The sequence below is a fragment of the Streptomyces sp. NPDC018026 genome (assembly GCF_044327745.1).
Lineage (GTDB): Bacteria > Actinomycetota > Actinomycetes > Streptomycetales > Streptomycetaceae > Streptomyces > Streptomyces rubrogriseus.
In genome coordinates this window covers 566,352-581,579 of the sequence record NZ_JBIRFY010000004.1, presented here as the reverse complement: position 1 = coordinate 581,579, position 15,228 = coordinate 566,352, and the positions used below count along the sequence as shown (strand labels likewise).

Annotated in this window: 13 protein-coding genes; 8 read left to right on the top strand and 5 right to left on the bottom strand. The window is 72.9% G+C overall.

The annotated features are described in order from the left end of the window. Positions 1-114: 114 nt before the first annotated feature. From ACH4D3_RS16785 to ACH4D3_RS16760, 6 genes are all read left to right on the top strand, one after another. The gene (locus tag ACH4D3_RS16785; protein WP_398322469.1) at positions 115-855 is read left to right on the top strand and encodes an FHA domain-containing protein; all 741 of its coding nucleotides are present in this window, start codon (positions 115-117) and stop codon (positions 853-855) included. Beyond that, on the top strand, positions 852-2,225 hold the full coding sequence (locus ACH4D3_RS16780; protein WP_398322466.1) for a protein kinase: 1,374 nt from the start codon (positions 852-854) through the stop codon (positions 2,223-2,225). Before ACH4D3_RS16785 ends, ACH4D3_RS16780 begins: the two co-directional genes overlap by 4 nt. Before the next feature lie 172 nt (positions 2,226-2,397). Beyond that, positions 2,398-2,775 carry a peptidase inhibitor family I36 protein gene (locus ACH4D3_RS16775; RefSeq protein ID WP_398322463.1) on the top strand — a complete coding sequence of 126 codons (378 nt, stop codon included), beginning with the start codon at positions 2,398-2,400 and terminating at the stop codon, positions 2,773-2,775. A gap of 4 nt (positions 2,776-2,779) precedes the next feature. Further along, positions 2,780-3,697 carry a hypothetical protein gene (locus ACH4D3_RS16770; protein ID WP_398322461.1) on the top strand — a complete coding sequence of 306 codons (918 nt, stop codon included), beginning with the start codon at positions 2,780-2,782 and terminating at the stop codon, positions 3,695-3,697. Positions 3,698-3,807: 110 nt separating this feature from the next. Beyond that, positions 3,808-4,791, top strand: a complete 984-nt coding sequence (locus tag ACH4D3_RS16765) for a helix-turn-helix domain-containing protein (RefSeq protein ID WP_398322458.1) — start codon at positions 3,808-3,810, stop codon at positions 4,789-4,791. A gap of 141 nt (positions 4,792-4,932) precedes the next feature. Beyond that, positions 4,933-6,375: a choice-of-anchor P family protein gene (locus tag ACH4D3_RS16760; RefSeq protein ID WP_398322455.1), complete on the top strand. Its 1,443-nt coding sequence runs from the start codon at positions 4,933-4,935 to the stop codon at positions 6,373-6,375. A 122-nt stretch (positions 6,376-6,497) separates the two neighbouring features. On the opposite strand, the gene purH is transcribed toward ACH4D3_RS16760, so the two are convergent. Further along, a complete protein-coding gene (gene purH / locus ACH4D3_RS16755; RefSeq protein ID WP_398322453.1) occupies positions 6,498-8,069 on the bottom strand; it encodes a bifunctional phosphoribosylaminoimidazolecarboxamide formyltransferase/IMP cyclohydrolase in 1,572 nt (523 codons plus the stop codon). Beyond that, entirely contained in the window at positions 8,066-8,713 is a 648-nt protein-coding gene (purN, locus tag ACH4D3_RS16750) for a phosphoribosylglycinamide formyltransferase (protein ID WP_398322450.1), read from the bottom strand. Before purN ends, purH begins: the two co-directional genes overlap by 4 nt. A gap of 295 nt (positions 8,714-9,008) precedes the next feature. On the opposite strand from purN, the gene ACH4D3_RS16745 reads away from it, so the two are divergent. Next, positions 9,009-9,830 carry a hypothetical protein gene (locus tag ACH4D3_RS16745; RefSeq protein WP_398322447.1) on the top strand — a complete coding sequence of 274 codons (822 nt, stop codon included), beginning with the start codon at positions 9,009-9,011 and terminating at the stop codon, positions 9,828-9,830. A 118-nt stretch (positions 9,831-9,948) separates the two neighbouring features. Here ACH4D3_RS16745 and ACH4D3_RS16740 read toward each other — a convergent pair whose 3' ends face one another. After that, the gene (locus ACH4D3_RS16740) at positions 9,949-11,607 is read right to left on the bottom strand and encodes a DUF6350 family protein (RefSeq protein ID WP_398322444.1); all 1,659 of its coding nucleotides are present in this window, start codon (positions 11,605-11,607) and stop codon (positions 9,949-9,951) included. A 96-nt stretch (positions 11,608-11,703) separates the two neighbouring features. Between ACH4D3_RS16740 and ACH4D3_RS16735 the strand changes: the two genes are divergently transcribed. Then, positions 11,704-12,828, top strand: a complete 1,125-nt coding sequence (locus ACH4D3_RS16735) for a helix-turn-helix domain-containing protein (protein WP_398322441.1) — start codon at positions 11,704-11,706, stop codon at positions 12,826-12,828. 111 nt (positions 12,829-12,939) lie between these two features. On the opposite strand, the gene sucD is transcribed toward ACH4D3_RS16735, so the two are convergent. Both sucD and sucC read right to left on the bottom strand, forming a co-directional pair. Then, the gene (gene sucD / locus ACH4D3_RS16730) at positions 12,940-13,824 is read right to left on the bottom strand and encodes a succinate--CoA ligase subunit alpha (RefSeq protein WP_121709034.1); all 885 of its coding nucleotides are present in this window, start codon (positions 13,822-13,824) and stop codon (positions 12,940-12,942) included. Positions 13,825-13,852: 28 nt separating this feature from the next. Continuing rightward, positions 13,853-15,037: an ADP-forming succinate--CoA ligase subunit beta gene (sucC, locus tag ACH4D3_RS16725; protein WP_030145559.1), complete on the bottom strand. Its 1,185-nt coding sequence runs from the start codon at positions 15,035-15,037 to the stop codon at positions 13,853-13,855. Between the last annotated feature and the right edge of the window lie 191 nt (positions 15,038-15,228).

Genomic DNA, 15,228 nt, shown 5'->3' with positions numbered 1-15,228 from the left:
GACCCGCGGGGGCGTCGGAATGCTTGGGTTCGCCCCACCCGTTCGCCGTAGGCTGCCCCCCGTTGAACTGGGGAAGGTTGGCCCCGAGGGGAATCGGGGGAGGGGGACGACTCCATGTACAGCATCATCGTCGTGCCGCCGTCGTGCGGCAGCGTCGCCGAACAGCTGAGGATCGGCACGGGCGAGCACATCGAGTTCGGCCGGGCGGAATCCGGCGGCGGACTCACCATCGCGCACGCGGGCGTACCGAGGGTCGCCGGGGAGATCGCGGCGCACCGGACGTTCTGGCTGCTGAGCAACCTCAGCGAGGACCAGACCTACGTGGTGGAGAATCCGGAGGGCGCGGGCGAGCACATCAAGGTCGCGCCGGGCCGGGTGGACGCGCCGGTGCCGTTCGAGCTGTCCCGCGTGACCCTGCCCGCCGCCGGGGACCTGCTCAGCTTCGACGTCTGGGCGCCGCGGCACGCCTTCCGCAGCGTCGACCGCCGCGCGCTCGACGGGACCGGCACCGTACCGGCGTTCGCCCTGGACCGCACCAAGCGGTACTTCGCGGTCCTGGCCGCGCTGTGCGAACGGCGCCTGCGCGGGGAGCCCCGGGCGCCGCTGCCCGCGGTCGAGGAGATCGTGGAGCGGCTGCGGCCGAGCTGGCCCAAGGTCAGCCGCTCCGCGGTGTACTGGAACATCGACTACCTGGCCGTCAAGCTGCGGCTGAGACCCGGTCCCGAGGCGGCCGAACCCGGTCGGCGCACCCACGGCAAGAAGGAGTCCCTGGCCTCCCTCGCCCTCCGCTTCGACCTGGTCCGCGAGGACGACCTGCTGGTGCTGGCGCCGGTGGCGAGCGGGGCGGAGCGGTGAGCGGGCGGCCGTACGCGGTCCCGGTGCCGAAGGGTTACCGGGTCGGGCCGTGGGAGGTGCGCGAGCCGGTCGCCTCCGGCGCCTTCGCCACCGTCTACGAGGCGGTCCGCGACACCTCCGAGGCGGTCCGCGACACGTCTGAGGGGATGGACCGCACCTGCGACGACGGTGAACCGCCGCGGCGGGCGGCGCTGAAGTTCCTGCCCACCGGCACCCGCACCCCGCGCCAGCTGCACCACCTGCGCGACCTGGCCGAACGCGAGGTGCAACTGCTGCGGCGGCTCCGCTCCCCACGTCTGATCCGGATGTACGACACGCTGACGGTCGACGACCCGGACCACCCAGAGCTGGACGGCGCCACCGTCCTGGTGCTGGAGCGGGCCGAGGGCTCCCTGGACGACGTACTGGCCAGGACGCCGGCCCCGGAGTCCGGGCCCGCCCTGCTCGCCCAGATCTGCGAGGGCCTGCACCAGCTGCACCGCGCGGGCTGGGTGCACGGTGACCTCAAACCGGCCAACGTGCTGCTGATGGCGGACGGTTCGGCCCGGCTCGCCGACTTCAACATGGCCGCCGAGCTGGAGGGCACGCACGCCTACACGCCCGCCTTCGCCACCCCGGACTACACCCCGCCCGAACTCCTGTGGCCCGAGGTCGACGAGCGCGGAACGCGCATCCGCCCGTCCGCCGACGTGTGGGCCTTCGGCGTCCTCGCGCACGTCGTCCTGACCGGTGCCTTCCCGCTGCCCGGCGGCACCTCGGAGGCACGCTCCGACGCGGCGATGCGCTACACCCGCGGCCGCGAGGAACTGCGCCTGTCCCCCGCCCTGTCCGACGCCTGGCGGGACATCCTGCGGGACTGCCTGGCCCCGACCCACGCGGAACGCACCACCGACACCGCCGCGTTGCTGCGCCGGGTGGAGGAGGCGACGGGCGCCACCCGCTCGCCCCGGCTGCCGAGGCTGCGGCCGCGCCGGTGGCGACGCCCGGTCCTGGCGGCGGCGCTGGCGGGGGCCGTGGTGGGCGCGGCGAGCCTCGTCTACACCACCCCGTGGGAACCGGAACCCGCCGCCGCGGCCCCGCCCACCTGCGAGAAGCCGGTGGTGTACGAGAACGCCGACGGCCGCGGCTACATGGCGGGCCACAGCGGCACCTGGGACTTCACCATCGCGCGGGGCGACGGCGGAAGCCAGGTGAGGGAGTTGCAGTGCCTGCTCCGGTACCTGCACGGCATCACGGCGGTGGGCGAGGTCGACGGCGACTTCGGCCCGATGACCCAGGGCGCGGTCATCACCTTCCAGAAGCGGGCGGGCCTGGACGCGGACGGCATGGTGGGCCCGGCGACGTGGCGCGCGCTCCGCGCTGCGCCCTAGGGGGACCGCGTACGGCCGGCCGGAGGTCACCGACACCGGCGTTGAGCAGGCGCGTTGCGGCAAAGCGGTGTGGTGCGAAGTCCGACCCTGCAAGGTTCGAGGTACCGCTGACCCGCCCTCGCGACCAGAGTGATGCCCGCGCATCCAGTACGTCACAAGGGGAGGACCTCACATGATCAGAACGAGGATCGCGGCAGCCTTCGGCGCGGTCGCGCTCGCCGGACTGGGCATCGCCGCCACCGCCACACCGGCCAGCGCGTCGTGGAGCGACTGCGACTCCGGAGCCCTGTGTGCCTACCTCGGCGACAGCGGCGCCGGCACGCCGGGCCAGGTCTTCGGGAACAACACCGACCTGCTCCAGTACAACAAGTTCGACAACGCGGAGTCGCTCTACAACAACGGCAACTCCTGCGACGTCCACATCCACGACGAGCTCAGCTACCGGGGCGACTCGTTCACCCTGCACCGCGGCAACGTCGTCAGCAACCTCGACACCTGGTACGACGGCGACTTCGCCGACGACGTGGCGTCCAACCACTGGCTCTGCTGATCCCATGCGCCGACTGCTGTGGCCGATCGCCGCAGCGGCGCTTCTCGCGGCCGGGTGCTCCTCAGCGCCCGACCGCGAGGCCGCGGCGGAGAAGGTGCCCGATCCCCGTCCCATGGGTGGTGTGCTCCACTACACCGAGGCCGACGCCGCCGCGCTGCACCGCGCCGAGGAACGGAAGGTACGAGAGTGCATGGCGAACCGCGGGTTCGACTACAGCGTGGTACCCGCCGGAGCCGTCGAGCGGAGTACGGCCAAGAGCCCCTACGGTCTGCTGACGCCCGACCTCGCGGCCCAGGACGGCTACGGCCTGACCGTGGAGAGGCTGAAGGAGACCCCGGCCGATCCGAACGCCCGCCGGGTGTCGGCGCTGGGCGAGGACGAACGCCTCGCGTGGGAAGCGGCCCTCAAGGGGGCGGCGGACGGACCGCGCGAGGAGATCGAGATCCCGGACGGGCCCACCGTGTCCGTGCCCACCGACGCCTGTGTGACCGCCGCGCGCCAGGCCTTGTACGGCACGTCCTGGGACCGGAACGAGTACACCTTGCAGGCCCTGCGCAACACGATCGTGCAGGACACACTCGATCGCGCCCCCGTGAAGTCGGCGGAGCGCAAATGGGCTGCGTGCATGCGCGACAAGGGCTTTGCGTATGCGCACCGGGAGGATCCGCTCAAGGAGTTGAGGAAGCGGCTCGACGCCGCCGGCTCCGACGAGGTGGTCCTGCGCGCCACCGGGCGGGAGGAGCTGAGGATCGCCGGGCAGGACGCCGACTGCCAGGTCGAGGCCGGTCTCGCCGAGCGGATCGCGGGCGCTCAGAAGCAGGTGGAGAAGGCTCTGCCCGCCGCCCGTACTTCCGTGCTGAACGACTTCCGTGCCGCCCGGCGGGCCGCGTTGGAACGCGCGCAGGCACGCGGTTCCACCTGACCGACCGGCCGGCGTCAATCATTTGTTCAGCGGCCCCCCGGACGATGGTGCCGATCGCGCAAGCCCCGAGTGACGTGTGACGACGCAGGCGGTTCGGCAGGGGGACTTCAGTGACGCTGCGCATCCATTTCACGGCCGACGACCTCGCCCGTACGACGGTGGCGGCCGGCCCGGACCCCATGTGGGAACTGGTCAGCAGCCTGCACCGGTTGCAGTCGGCCCGCAGCGGTGTCCGCCACCGGCGCTGGCTGCGGCACGTCCACGGCCGGCTGCACTCCGCTCACTCCGGAAGCCTGCGCGAGGCGCTGGGCCCGCTGACCCGCCTGGTGCCGCGCCGCGGCGACTTCCCGGACTTCCTCACGCCCCAGGGCGGCGGCGACTTCGCGGCCGCCCTGGACCGTGTCGCCGCCACGCCGGGCCACCGGGTCCGGCGGGAGCTGGCGGGGGCCTTCAGGGGGCGGCGGGCACCCGGCTGGATACGGCGGCTGGCCGCGGACGACCGGGCCTGCCGGCGCGAGCTGCGGACGGCCCTGACCGTGTACTACCGGGAGGTGCTGCGGCCCCACCTGCCCGAGATCGGCGAAACGGTCCTGGCCGAGCGCGCGCTGTGCGGCCGTAGCGTGGTGGACGGCGGGGTCGGGGCGCTGCTGAGCACCCTGGCGCCGTCGATCCGCTGGGCGGCGCCGTTGCTGAGCACCGACTACCCGAGCGACCGGGACGTGTTCCTGCGGGGGCGCGGCATCACCCTCATCCCGTCCTTCTTCTGTGTGGACACACCGGTGGCGCTCATCGATCCCGAGCTGCCGCCCGTGCTGGTCTATCCCGTCACCGCGGGCGCCGGGCCACAGACCGCCGTGCCGGAGGGGCTGGCCGCGCTGCTGGGCCGTACGCGCGCCCGGGCGGTCCGGGCACTGGCCCATCCTCGCTCGACCACGGAACTCGCCCGCCGCCTCGGCGTGTCGGCCGGCACCGCGAGTCGGCACGCCACGGCGTTGCGGGAGGCGGGGCTGGTCGTCAGCGCGCGGCGCGGCAACACGATGCTGCACGTCGTGACGGAGCTGGGCCGGGACCTGGACCGCTCGCGCTCCGTCTGACCCCCGTTGGCGTGGCCAAGGGTTGCGGCTGGATGCAATCTGCTGGCGGCACACGCGCCACCTCTCCCATTTTGGTCATGGACACACCAATGAACCGAGGAAGACCGGATCTCGGTGTCCGGACACAACGGGGAGGAACGCATGAGAAAGCGCATCGCGATGGTGGTGGGGGCGGCCCTGACCGCCCTGGCCCTGGGAGCACCGACCGCATCGGCGGACCCGGACAGCCCACCCGACTTCAAGCTGCCGTTCCCCTGCGGCCAGACCTGGGCGATGTTCACCTACGAAGGGCACGGGGACAACGAGACCGAGGACCAGCAGCAGCTCGACATGCAGTGGCTGGACGGCGAGACGGACGGCGCCGACGTGGTGGCCTCGGCACCCGGCGAGGTGGTGTGGGAGGGCGACCCCGGCGGCATCAACATCTCCCACGGCAACGGCTGGTTCAGCCAGTACCTGCACATGAGCGACCACGTCCCGGTGGGCACCGTGGTCGAGGAGGGCGACTGGGTCGGCACCGCGAGCAACGTCGGCACCAACGATCCGCACCTGCACTACCAGCAGATGTACGACTTCGACGGAGACGGGGCCGGCGAGGAGGACGAGCTGGTCTACCCCTACCTCCAGGGCAAGGAGTACCGGATCACCCCGGGCAACGGCGCGAACCTGGAGAGCACCAACAACTGCGACGGCGACGGCGGCGACCCGGGCGAGCCCGACCCGGAGCCGGAGCCGACGGCGCTCGAGTACACCGGTGACACCTCGCTCGCGGGCGGTGAGCCCGCCGAACTGTCCGCCGTCCTCACCGAGGAGGAGTCCGGAGACCCGGTCGAGGGCCGGGAGGTCAGCCTCGAACTCGGCACCGACGACACCGCCCAGAGCTGCGAGGGCACGACGGACGCCGAGGGCGTCGCCGCCTGCACCGTCGACGCGGTGGACCAGCCGCTGAACGACGACGGCACCGTACCCGTCACCGCCTCCTTCGCCGGTGACGACGCCTACGAGCCCACCGACACCACGGACACGCTCGACCTGCGGTACGTCACCGGACGCGCCTACGGCCTGTCCGCCGAGGTGCCCCTGCCGCTGCTGCCGCTGACCATCGAGCCCACCCCGGACACCGGGGCGGTGCGTACGGCGGGCGCGGAGACCGTGGCCCCCGCCTGCGGGGAGAACATCGAGGCGCTCGTCCTGTCCGCCGGGCTGCCGTGCGCCCAGCTGGAGACCCGGACCGGACCGAACGGGTCGACGGCCACCGCGACCCTGGCGGACGCCCGGATCGGGCTTCCCGGACTGCCGGTCGTGGAACTCTCCGGCGTCAAGGCGACGTCCTCCAGTACCTGCACCGCGGCCACCGGCAGCACCAGCCTCGAACTGACCGTCGCCGGTACACCGGTCGACGTCCCCGACACCCCGAACTTCGAGGTCGACCTCGGCCTGGCAGGAAAACTCGTGGTCAACGAGCAGACACCGGTGGACGGCGCCGACCAGGGCCTGACCGTCAACGCGGTGCATCTGACGGGGCTCGGCGGAGCGGAGGTCGTGATCGGCTCCAGCACGACCGCGGCGCACCACTGCGGCTGACCGCACCACCCGTCGCGGCTGCCGTGACGGCCCGTGGCGCGCCCGTGCCCCGGGCCCGGTCCCAAGGACCGGGCCCGGGGCACGGGCATGTGCATGTGTGGAGGTGACTGCGCTGCGCTGCGTCAGTGGAAGAAGTGCCGCGTCCCCGTGAAGTACATCGTGACGCCGGCCTTCTTCGCCGCCTCGACGACCAGTTCGTCGCGGACCGAGCCGCCGGGCTGGACCACGGCCTTCACGCCGGCTCCGGTGAGGATCTCCAGGCCGTCCGGGAAGGGGAAGAAGGCGTCGGAGGCCGCGTACGCCCCCTGCGCCCGCTCGGCGCCGGCGCGCTCCACCGCGAGCTTCGCGGAGTCGACGCGGTTGACCTGGCCCATGCCGACGCCGACGGAGGCGCCGTCCTTGGCGAGCAGGATCGCGTTGGACTTGACGGCCCGGCAGGCCTTCCAGGCGAAGGCCAGCTCGGCCAGGTCCGCCTCGGACAGCGCCTCGCCGGCGGCCAGGGTCCAGGTGGCGGGGTCGTCGCCCTCGGCCTGGAGGCGGTCGGTGACCTGGAGGAGGGCACCGCCGTCGATCTGCTTGACCTCGACCGGGGCGGCGGGGGCCTCGGGGGCGCGCAGGACGCGGATGTTCTTCTTCTTGGTGAGGGCTTCGAGGGCGCCGTCCTCGTAGTCCGGCGCGACGATGACCTCGGTGAAGATCTCGGCGACCCGCTCGGCCATCTCCTTGGAGACCGGGCGGTTGACCGCGATCACGCCGCCGAACGCGGACAGCGGGTCGCAGTCGTGCGCCTTGCGGTGCGCCTCGGCGACGTCCGCGCCGATCGCGATGCCGCACGGGTTGGCGTGCTTGATGATCGCGACGCAGGGCTCGGCGTGGTCGTACGCGGCACGGCGGGCGGCGTCCGTGTCCGTGTAGTTGTTGTACGACATCTCCTTGCCGTGCAGCTGCTCGGCCTGGGCCAGGCCGCCGCCCTCGGGGGAGGTGTAGAGCGCGGCCGGCTGGTGCGGGTTCTCGCCGTAGCGCAGGGTGTGGGCGCGCTCGTGGGTGGCGCCGAGGAAGTCCGGGAAGCCCGACTCGTCGACGGGGGCGTACTCGGCGGCGAACCAGGAGGCGACGGCCACGTCGTACGCGGCGGTGTGCTGGAAGGCCTCGGCGGCCAGGCGCTTGCGGGCGGCCAGGTCGAAGCCGCCGTCCTTGACCGCGGAGAGCACGTCGGCGTACCGGGCGGGGCTGGTGACGATGGCGACCGACGGGTGGTTCTTGGCGGCGGCGCGCACCATCGAGGGGCCGCCGATGTCGATCTGCTCGACGCACTCGTCCGGGGTGGCGCCCGAGGCGACGGTCTCGCGGAACGGGTACAGGTTGCTCACGACCAGGTCGAACGGGGCCACGCCCAGCTCGTCGAGCTGCTGCCGGTGGCTCTCCAGGCGCAGGTCGGCGAGGATGCCGGCGTGGACCTTGGGGTGCAGGGTCTTGACCCGGCCGTCCAGGCACTCGGGGAACCCGGTCAGCTCCTCGACCTTGGTGACGGGCACGCCGGCGGCGGCGATCCGCCCGGCGGTCGACCCGGTGGAGACGAGTTCGACGCCGGCCTCGTGCAGCCCGCGCGCGAGCTCTTCCAGCCCGGTCTTGTCGTAGACGCTGACGAGTGCGCGACGGATGGCCCGCTTGTTGCTTCCGGCGGTGGCGGTCACTGGATAACTACCTTTCGTCCCTCAATGCGATAGCCGTTGCGGGCGAGCCGCCCCACGACATCGACGAGCAGCCTTCGCTCGACTTCCTTGATGCGCTCGTGCAGAGCGACACCTTCGTCTTCGTAGTCCTCGTCCCGGACCTCCACCACGCCCTGCGCGATGATCGGCCCGGTGTCGACGCCGTCGTCGACGAAGTGGACGGTGCAGCCGGTGACCCTGGCGCCGTACGCGAGCGCGTCCCGCACACCGTGGGCTCCCGGGAAACTGGGCAGGAGGGCGGGGTGGGTGTTGACGAACCGCCCTCCGAACCGCGCGAGGAACTCCTTCCCCACGATCTTCATGAACCCGGCCGAGACGACGAGGTCCGGCTCGTGGGCCGCGACGGCCCCGGCGAGCGCCGCGTCCCACTCCTCGCGGGTCCCGTAGTCCCTGACCCTGCGGACGAAGGTCGGCACCCCGGCCCGCTCGGCGCGGGCGAGTCCCTCGATGCCGTCGCGGTCTGCGCCGACCGCCACGATCTCGGCACCGTAGGCCTCGGCCCCGGTGGCGGCGATCTCGTCGAGGAGCGCCTGGAGGTTGGTGCCGGATCCGGAGACCAGCACGACGAGGCGCTTGGCTCGCCGGTCCACGGGCTTGGCGGCCACGGTGGGGGCCTTTCTCGGGAAAGCGAATCTGTTTGTACGGTCGTACGAATGCTTCGTGCCCCGGGATACGGGGAAGTCTACGAAGCGGCCGACCGTCAGCAACGATACCGGCACACCGGGCGGCCCCCTCGGGACGGGGGCGTGGCCGGAAGGTAGCGTCTGCCTGGAGCCGGAGCGGGAACGCGGCCTGTGCGTCGGGCGTTCACCAGATGTACCGACCCGTTCGCCCGTTCCACCAGCTCGCCCGTTCCACCAGCCGCCCGTTCATCGTCGCCAAGGGGAAGACGCTCAGTTGATGCCGGACCGCAGCCTGCGACTGCTCACGCTCCCCCAGCAGTCGGCGCAGCCAGGGGAGCGCAGCACCGTGTTGCTGCGGGAGCGCCCCTCGTCACCGCCCGACACCCCCTCGGACCGGAGGGACGGCGGCGAGCGGGACGGCTCCACCGACCAGGACAATCCCTTCGCACCGCCCCCGGAGGGCACCCCGGACAGCCCGTGGCAGCCGCGGCACCCGTCGGGCGACGGCGACTCCCAGGGCGCTTCCGGCTCCCAGGGCGAGGGCGGCCGTCAATCGTGGGGCGGTCAGTGGAGCGACCGGCAGCCCGGCCGGTCCCCCGGCGGCTTCGGCGAGCGGCCCAGCGGCGGCAGCGGCGGCCCCGAGGGGTCGGGCGGCAGCGGTCCGGGCCCGCGCTGGGACCCGACGGACCCCGCCCAGCGGCGTGCCCGGTACGCCCTGCTGAGCGGCATGTGGGCGCTGTTCTTCGCCCTCTTCACCTGGCCGTACGTGGCCCTGCTGCTCGGCGCCCTGGCCCTGTACTGGGGCATCAGCGCGCTGCGCGCCAAGCCGCGGTCCGCCGCCGACCCGGACACTCCCGCCCCGCCCGCCCCGCCGGCCTCGCGCGCCGAGCAGACCGGCCGCCCGCAGCGCACCGCCGCGATCAGCGGTTTGGTCACGTCGTCCCTGGCCATCCTCCTGGTCGCCGCGTCCTTCGGCGCCCAGCTGATCTACAGCGACTACTACACCTGCCGCGAGGACGCCCTGACCAACGCGGCGGAACAGTCCTGCGAGCGCCACCTGCCGGAGCAGCTCCGCCCACTGCTGGGCTCGGAGGACTGACCCCTCCCAGCCCGTCCGGCGCTTGAGGACGAGGCCGTCCAGGCCGAAGGGGGGTCTGGGGGCGCAGCCCCCAGGGACGGGAATGGGAAGGGGCGGCGGGGGCGAGGAAACCTCTTCGTCACCGAGGCGACTCCCCAGGCCGGTCAGCCGGCAGCAGGTCATACGCGCCCCCACCGCCGCCGTCGTACAACCCGAACGGCACCGCGTCCACGTCCTCATCCACCCCCGCCCCGGCCTCCGCATCCTCCGTCGCCCCCCGCCTCCACCACCGCCCCACGGACGGCACCGGAACCCGTACCCACCGCCGCCGACGCCCCCCTCCGTCGGCCGCCGCCTCGGCCCCGGACGCCTCCACCACCGCCTCCCGCGCGGCAGCGCTCCGCCCCCGCCACGCCCTCGCCGCCACAGCCACCGGCACCGCCACCACCCCGATCCACGCCAGCGTCGCGCCCCCGGCCTGCCACCAGACCGGCCCGAACCGGGCGAGCGCGGCGCTGCCCAGCGCCCCGCCGGCGAACGCGGCCAGCAGGGCGACGAGCACCGCGCACAGAACGGCGGCCACGAAGGCCGCGGCAGCGGTCCGCCGCCACGACCACACCCCGGCGACCGGGCCCGCTTCCCCCTCCTTTGCCCCTTCCCTGGGCTCACCCGCCACGGCCGCCCGCGCCGTGAACCACCCCACCACCGCCCCGGCCAGCAACGGCACCGCACCGGCCGCCCAGTGCAGCGGCGTTCCGGGCCCCGCGTCCGGCACCGCCGCCAGCAGCGGGAACGGCGGCAGCAGCGGCGCGGGAGCGGAGGCGGCGGGGGCCACGACATGCCCCGCTCCGAGTACGAAGCCGGGGCCGAGGGCGTACACCGCCGCCCACACCGCCGCGTTCGGCACCAGCGTCAGACAGAGCAGCAGTACGGCGAGCCTGCCCGACCAGCCCTCGGTCAGCCGCAGGAACGCCTCACCCGCGGCGTGCCAGTGCCACACCAGCGACACCGCGAGCAGCAGCGCGCCGCCCCCGACGAGCACCGCCGCACCGGCGCCCGCGGCGCGCGTCGCGGCGCCCAGGCGCGCGTCGGGCTCCACCATCAGCTCGCGCAGCTTCCGGGGCAGCACGCGCAGCGCCCGCCCCACGGGCCCGCCCGGCCGGCCGAACGCCGTCCACACCCCGGCGCCCGCCGCTCCCATGGCGACCAGCGGCAGGCACACCGCCGCCCACCACGGCGAGGGTCGCAGCGCCCCGCCCTGCGCGTACAGGACGACGGGCGCGGCGACGGCGAGGTAGCCGAGCACGACCCCCGTCCAGGCCACGCGCGCGGAGACGGGCGGCGGCCCGCTGTCCGGGGCGCCCGCCATCCACGCCGGGCGCGCCCCGGGCCCCGCCTTCGGAGCCGCCCCGACGGCCAGGCCCACACCGTCCCCGGGGTCCGTGGCGTCCCGGGCGGCGCGGTGCAGCAGCCACACCGGCAGGAGGAGGAACAGCAACGGGGTGACGCCGACGGGCGCGGGGACGCCGGAGAGCGTGTCGGCGCGCACCAGTTCGGCCCCGTGCGCCAGCACCCACAGCGCCGCGGCGACGTGCAGGGCGCCGCCGGGCCCGCTGTCGGGGTACGGCGAACTGATCCAGAGCAGCGTCACGAGCGCGGCGCACGCCGCCAGACCCAGCACGGCGGCGACCACACCGCCCAGGAGGCCGGCGGCCAGCCCGGGCGACCGGTCCCGCCACCGGGTGCGCAGCAGGGCGAGCGGGCCTGGACGAGCGGTCGTCTGGATCACGCCCGCCATGCTCCCAACGACACGCGCTTTCCGGGCGTAACGAGCCAAGCTCCGCCGTGTCGCTCAATATATGTTTATGTACTTTTTCGTACGAAGGGGTGCCCTGTGACACGCAGCCCCGCAACTCCCCTCCCCCCTCCCAAGGAACGCCGACGTCTGCGTGAGTCCGCCGCACTGACACAGCCTCAGCTTGCGACACGGGTGGGCGTCGCCCCAGGGACGGTCCGTGCGTGGGAGAGCGGCCGCACGACTCCGCGAGGCCGGAAACGGGAGGCGTACGCGAAGTTGCTGAAGACGCTGGCCGAGGAAGAGGCGGTACAGGCACCCCAGCCGGAGCCGGAGCCGAAACTTGAGACGGAGACGGAGACGGAGACAGAGAGGGAGACGGGGACAGAGCCCCAGCAGCAGCCCGATGTGGCGCCCGGGCCAGCGGCGCTGACCCCCGCTCAGGCCTTCGACGCGCTGTACGCCTTCGGCGCCCCCGCCCTCGTACGGCAGGCCTTCCTGCTGACCGGCAGGCGCGAGCAGGCGCGCGAGTCGGTGGAGCGGGCCTTCCAGACCGCCTGGGAGCACTGGCCCGAGGTGGCCCGCGACCGGGACCCGGTGGGCTGGGTGCGGGCGACGGCGTACGAGTACGCGCTGTCGCCCTGGCAGCGGTTCCGGCCGCGGCACCGGCACCCGGAGCCGCCGCCCGCCGACCCCGGCGACCGCACGCTGCTCAACGCCCTGCTCAGGCTCCCCGCGAGACACCGCCGCACGCTCGTGCTGTACGACGGTGTGGGCCTGGACCTGCCCGAGACGGCGGCGGAGACGGAGGCGAGCACCCCCGCGACGGCGAACCGGCTGCTGCACGCCCGCGAGGCCGTCGCCGCCCGGCTGCCCGCGCTGGCCGACCCGCGGGTGCTGCACCGGAGGCTGACCGAGCTGGCGTCGAACGAGCGGCTGCGGGCGGCCGAGCCGCCGACCGTACGCGGGGGCGGCGAACGCCGGGCGCGGTTGCGGACCCGGGCCGCGATCGCGTTCACGGTCGCCCTCGCCGGGACCACGGCCCTGACCGTGTGCACGGCGCCCACCCACTACGAACCGCCCGTGTCACCCGGGCAGGCGGTGCGCGGTGTGCCGCACCGGGTGGCGCCGGGAGCACTGTCGGACGAGGAGCTGGAGCTGCGGCAGAAGCTGCGGGACCAGGTGCAGGACGGCCCGGAGCGGCTGCTGCCGAGGCCCGAATGAGGGGGTCTGCCCGGCGGGCCGGTGCCCGGAACGCCGAGTGGCCCGCCCCCTGGGAACAGGGGACGGGCCACTCGGTGTGCAACTGGCGCCGGGCCTTCGTACGAGGCGGTGTCAGCCGGCCAGGATGGCGCGGGCGAGCTTCGCCGTCTCGGTCGGCGTCTTGCCGACCTTGACGCCGGCGGCCTCCAGGGCCTCCTTCTTCGCCTGGGCGGTGCCGGACGAACCGGAGACGATGGCGCCGGCGTGGCCCATGGTCTTGCCCTCGGGCGCGGTGAAGCCCGCGACGTAGCCGACGACCGGCTTGGTCACGTTGGCCTTGATGAAGTCGGCCGCGCGCTCCTCGGCGTCGCCGCCGATCTCGCCGATCATGACGATCAGGTCGGTCTCGGGGTCGGCCTCGAACGCGGCGAGCGCGTCGATGTGCGTGGTGCCGATGATCGGGTCGCCACCGATGCCGACGGCGGTCGAGAAGCCGATGTCACGCAGCTCGTACATCATCTGGTACGTCAGCGTGCCGGACTTCGAGACCAGGCCGATGCGGCCCGGCTTGGTGATGTCGCCCGGGATGATGCCGACGTTGGACTGGCCCGGGGTGATGATGCCGGGGCAGTTCGGGCCGATGATCCGGGTCTTGTTGCCCTTCTTGCCGGCGTACGACCAGAAGGCGGCCGAGTCGTGCACGGCGATGCCCTCGGTGATCACGACGGCCAGCGGGATCTCGGCGTCGATGGCCTCGACGACGGCGTCCTTGGTGAACTTCTCCGGCACGAAGATGACGGAGACGTTGGCGCCGGTCTTCTCGATGGCCTCCTTGACGGTGCCGAAGACCGGTACCTCGTTGCCGTCGAAGTCCACGGAGGTGCCCGCCTTGCGCGGGTTCACGCCGCCCACGACCTCGGTGCCGTCACCCAGCATGAGCTTGGTGTGCTTCATGCCGGTGGCACCGGTCATGCCCTGGACGATGACCTTGCTGTCCTTGTTGAGCCAGATAGCCATGGTGTGTTGGTGTCCTCGTCCTGAGTGCTTACTTGGCGGCGGCGTGAGCCAGCTCGGCGGCCTTGTCGGCCGCGCCGTCCATGGTGTCGACGCGCTGGACCAGCGGGTGGTTGGCGTCGGTGAGGATCTTGCGGCCCAGCTCGGCGTTGTTGCCGTCGAGACGGACGACGAGCGGCTTCTCGACCTTCTCGCCGCGGTCCTCCAGGAGCTTCAGCGCCTGGACGATGCCGTTGGCGACCTCGTCGCAGGCGGTGATGCCGCCGAAGACGTTGACGAACACGGAGCGGACGTCCGGGTCGCCGAGGATGATCTCCAGGCCGTTCGCCATGACCTGGGCGGAGGCACCGCCACCGATGTCCAGGAAGTTGGCGGGCTTGACGTTGCCGTGCGCCTCACCGGCGTAGGCGACGACGTCCAGGGTGCTCATGACGAGACCCGCGCCGTTGCCGATGATGCCGACCTCGCCGTCGAGCTTGACGTAGTTGAGGTTCTTCTCCTTGGCGGCGGCCTCGAGCGGGTTGGCCGCGGCCTTGTCGTGGAGGGCCTCGAAGTCAGGGTGACGGAACTCGGCGTTGTCGTCCAGCGACACCTTGCCGTCCAGGGCGATGACGTCCCCGGAGACGACCTTGGCCAGCGGGTTGACCTCGACCAGGAGGGCGTCCTCCTTGATGAAGGTGTCCCACAGCTTGACCAGGATGTCGGCGACCTTGTCGGCGACCTCGGCCGGGAACTTCGCGGCCTCGACGATCTCGCGCGCCTTCTCCGGCGTCACGCCGTCGATCGCGTCGATCGGGGTCTTGGCGACGGCCTCCGGACGGGTGGCCGCCACCTCCTCGATCTCCATGCCGCCCTCGACGGAGGCGATGGAGAGGAAGGTGCGGTTGGCACGGTCGAGGAGGAAGGAGACGTAGTACTCCTCGACGATCTCGGGGGCCGTCTCGGCGATCATCACCTTGTGGACCGTGTGGCCCTTGATGTCCATGCCGAGGATGTCCGTCGCGCGGGCGACGGCCTCGTCCGCCGAGGCGGCCAGCTTCACGCCACCGGCCTTGCCGCGGCCACCGACCTTCACCTGGGCCTTGACGACGGACTTGCCGCCCAGACGCTCGGTGATCTCGCGCGCCGCCTCAGGCGTGTCGATGACTTCACCGGCCAGCACCGGTACATCGTGCTTGGCGAAGAGGTCCCTCGCCTGGTACTCGAACAGGTCCACGCGCTTCCGTCCCTATCAGTGATCTCGCGGTTCGTTGGATGCGTGGGCGTGCCGCGAAGGGCAACGTGACGTCCGCTGTGAGTCACAAGGGGGGCGCACACGGTGTCCGAGCGCGCGGCATGTCCGTCTCGCAGGTTATCGCCGCTTCCCGGGGGTCTCTAAATCGTGGGTCACACCTGAGCGGTGATGCC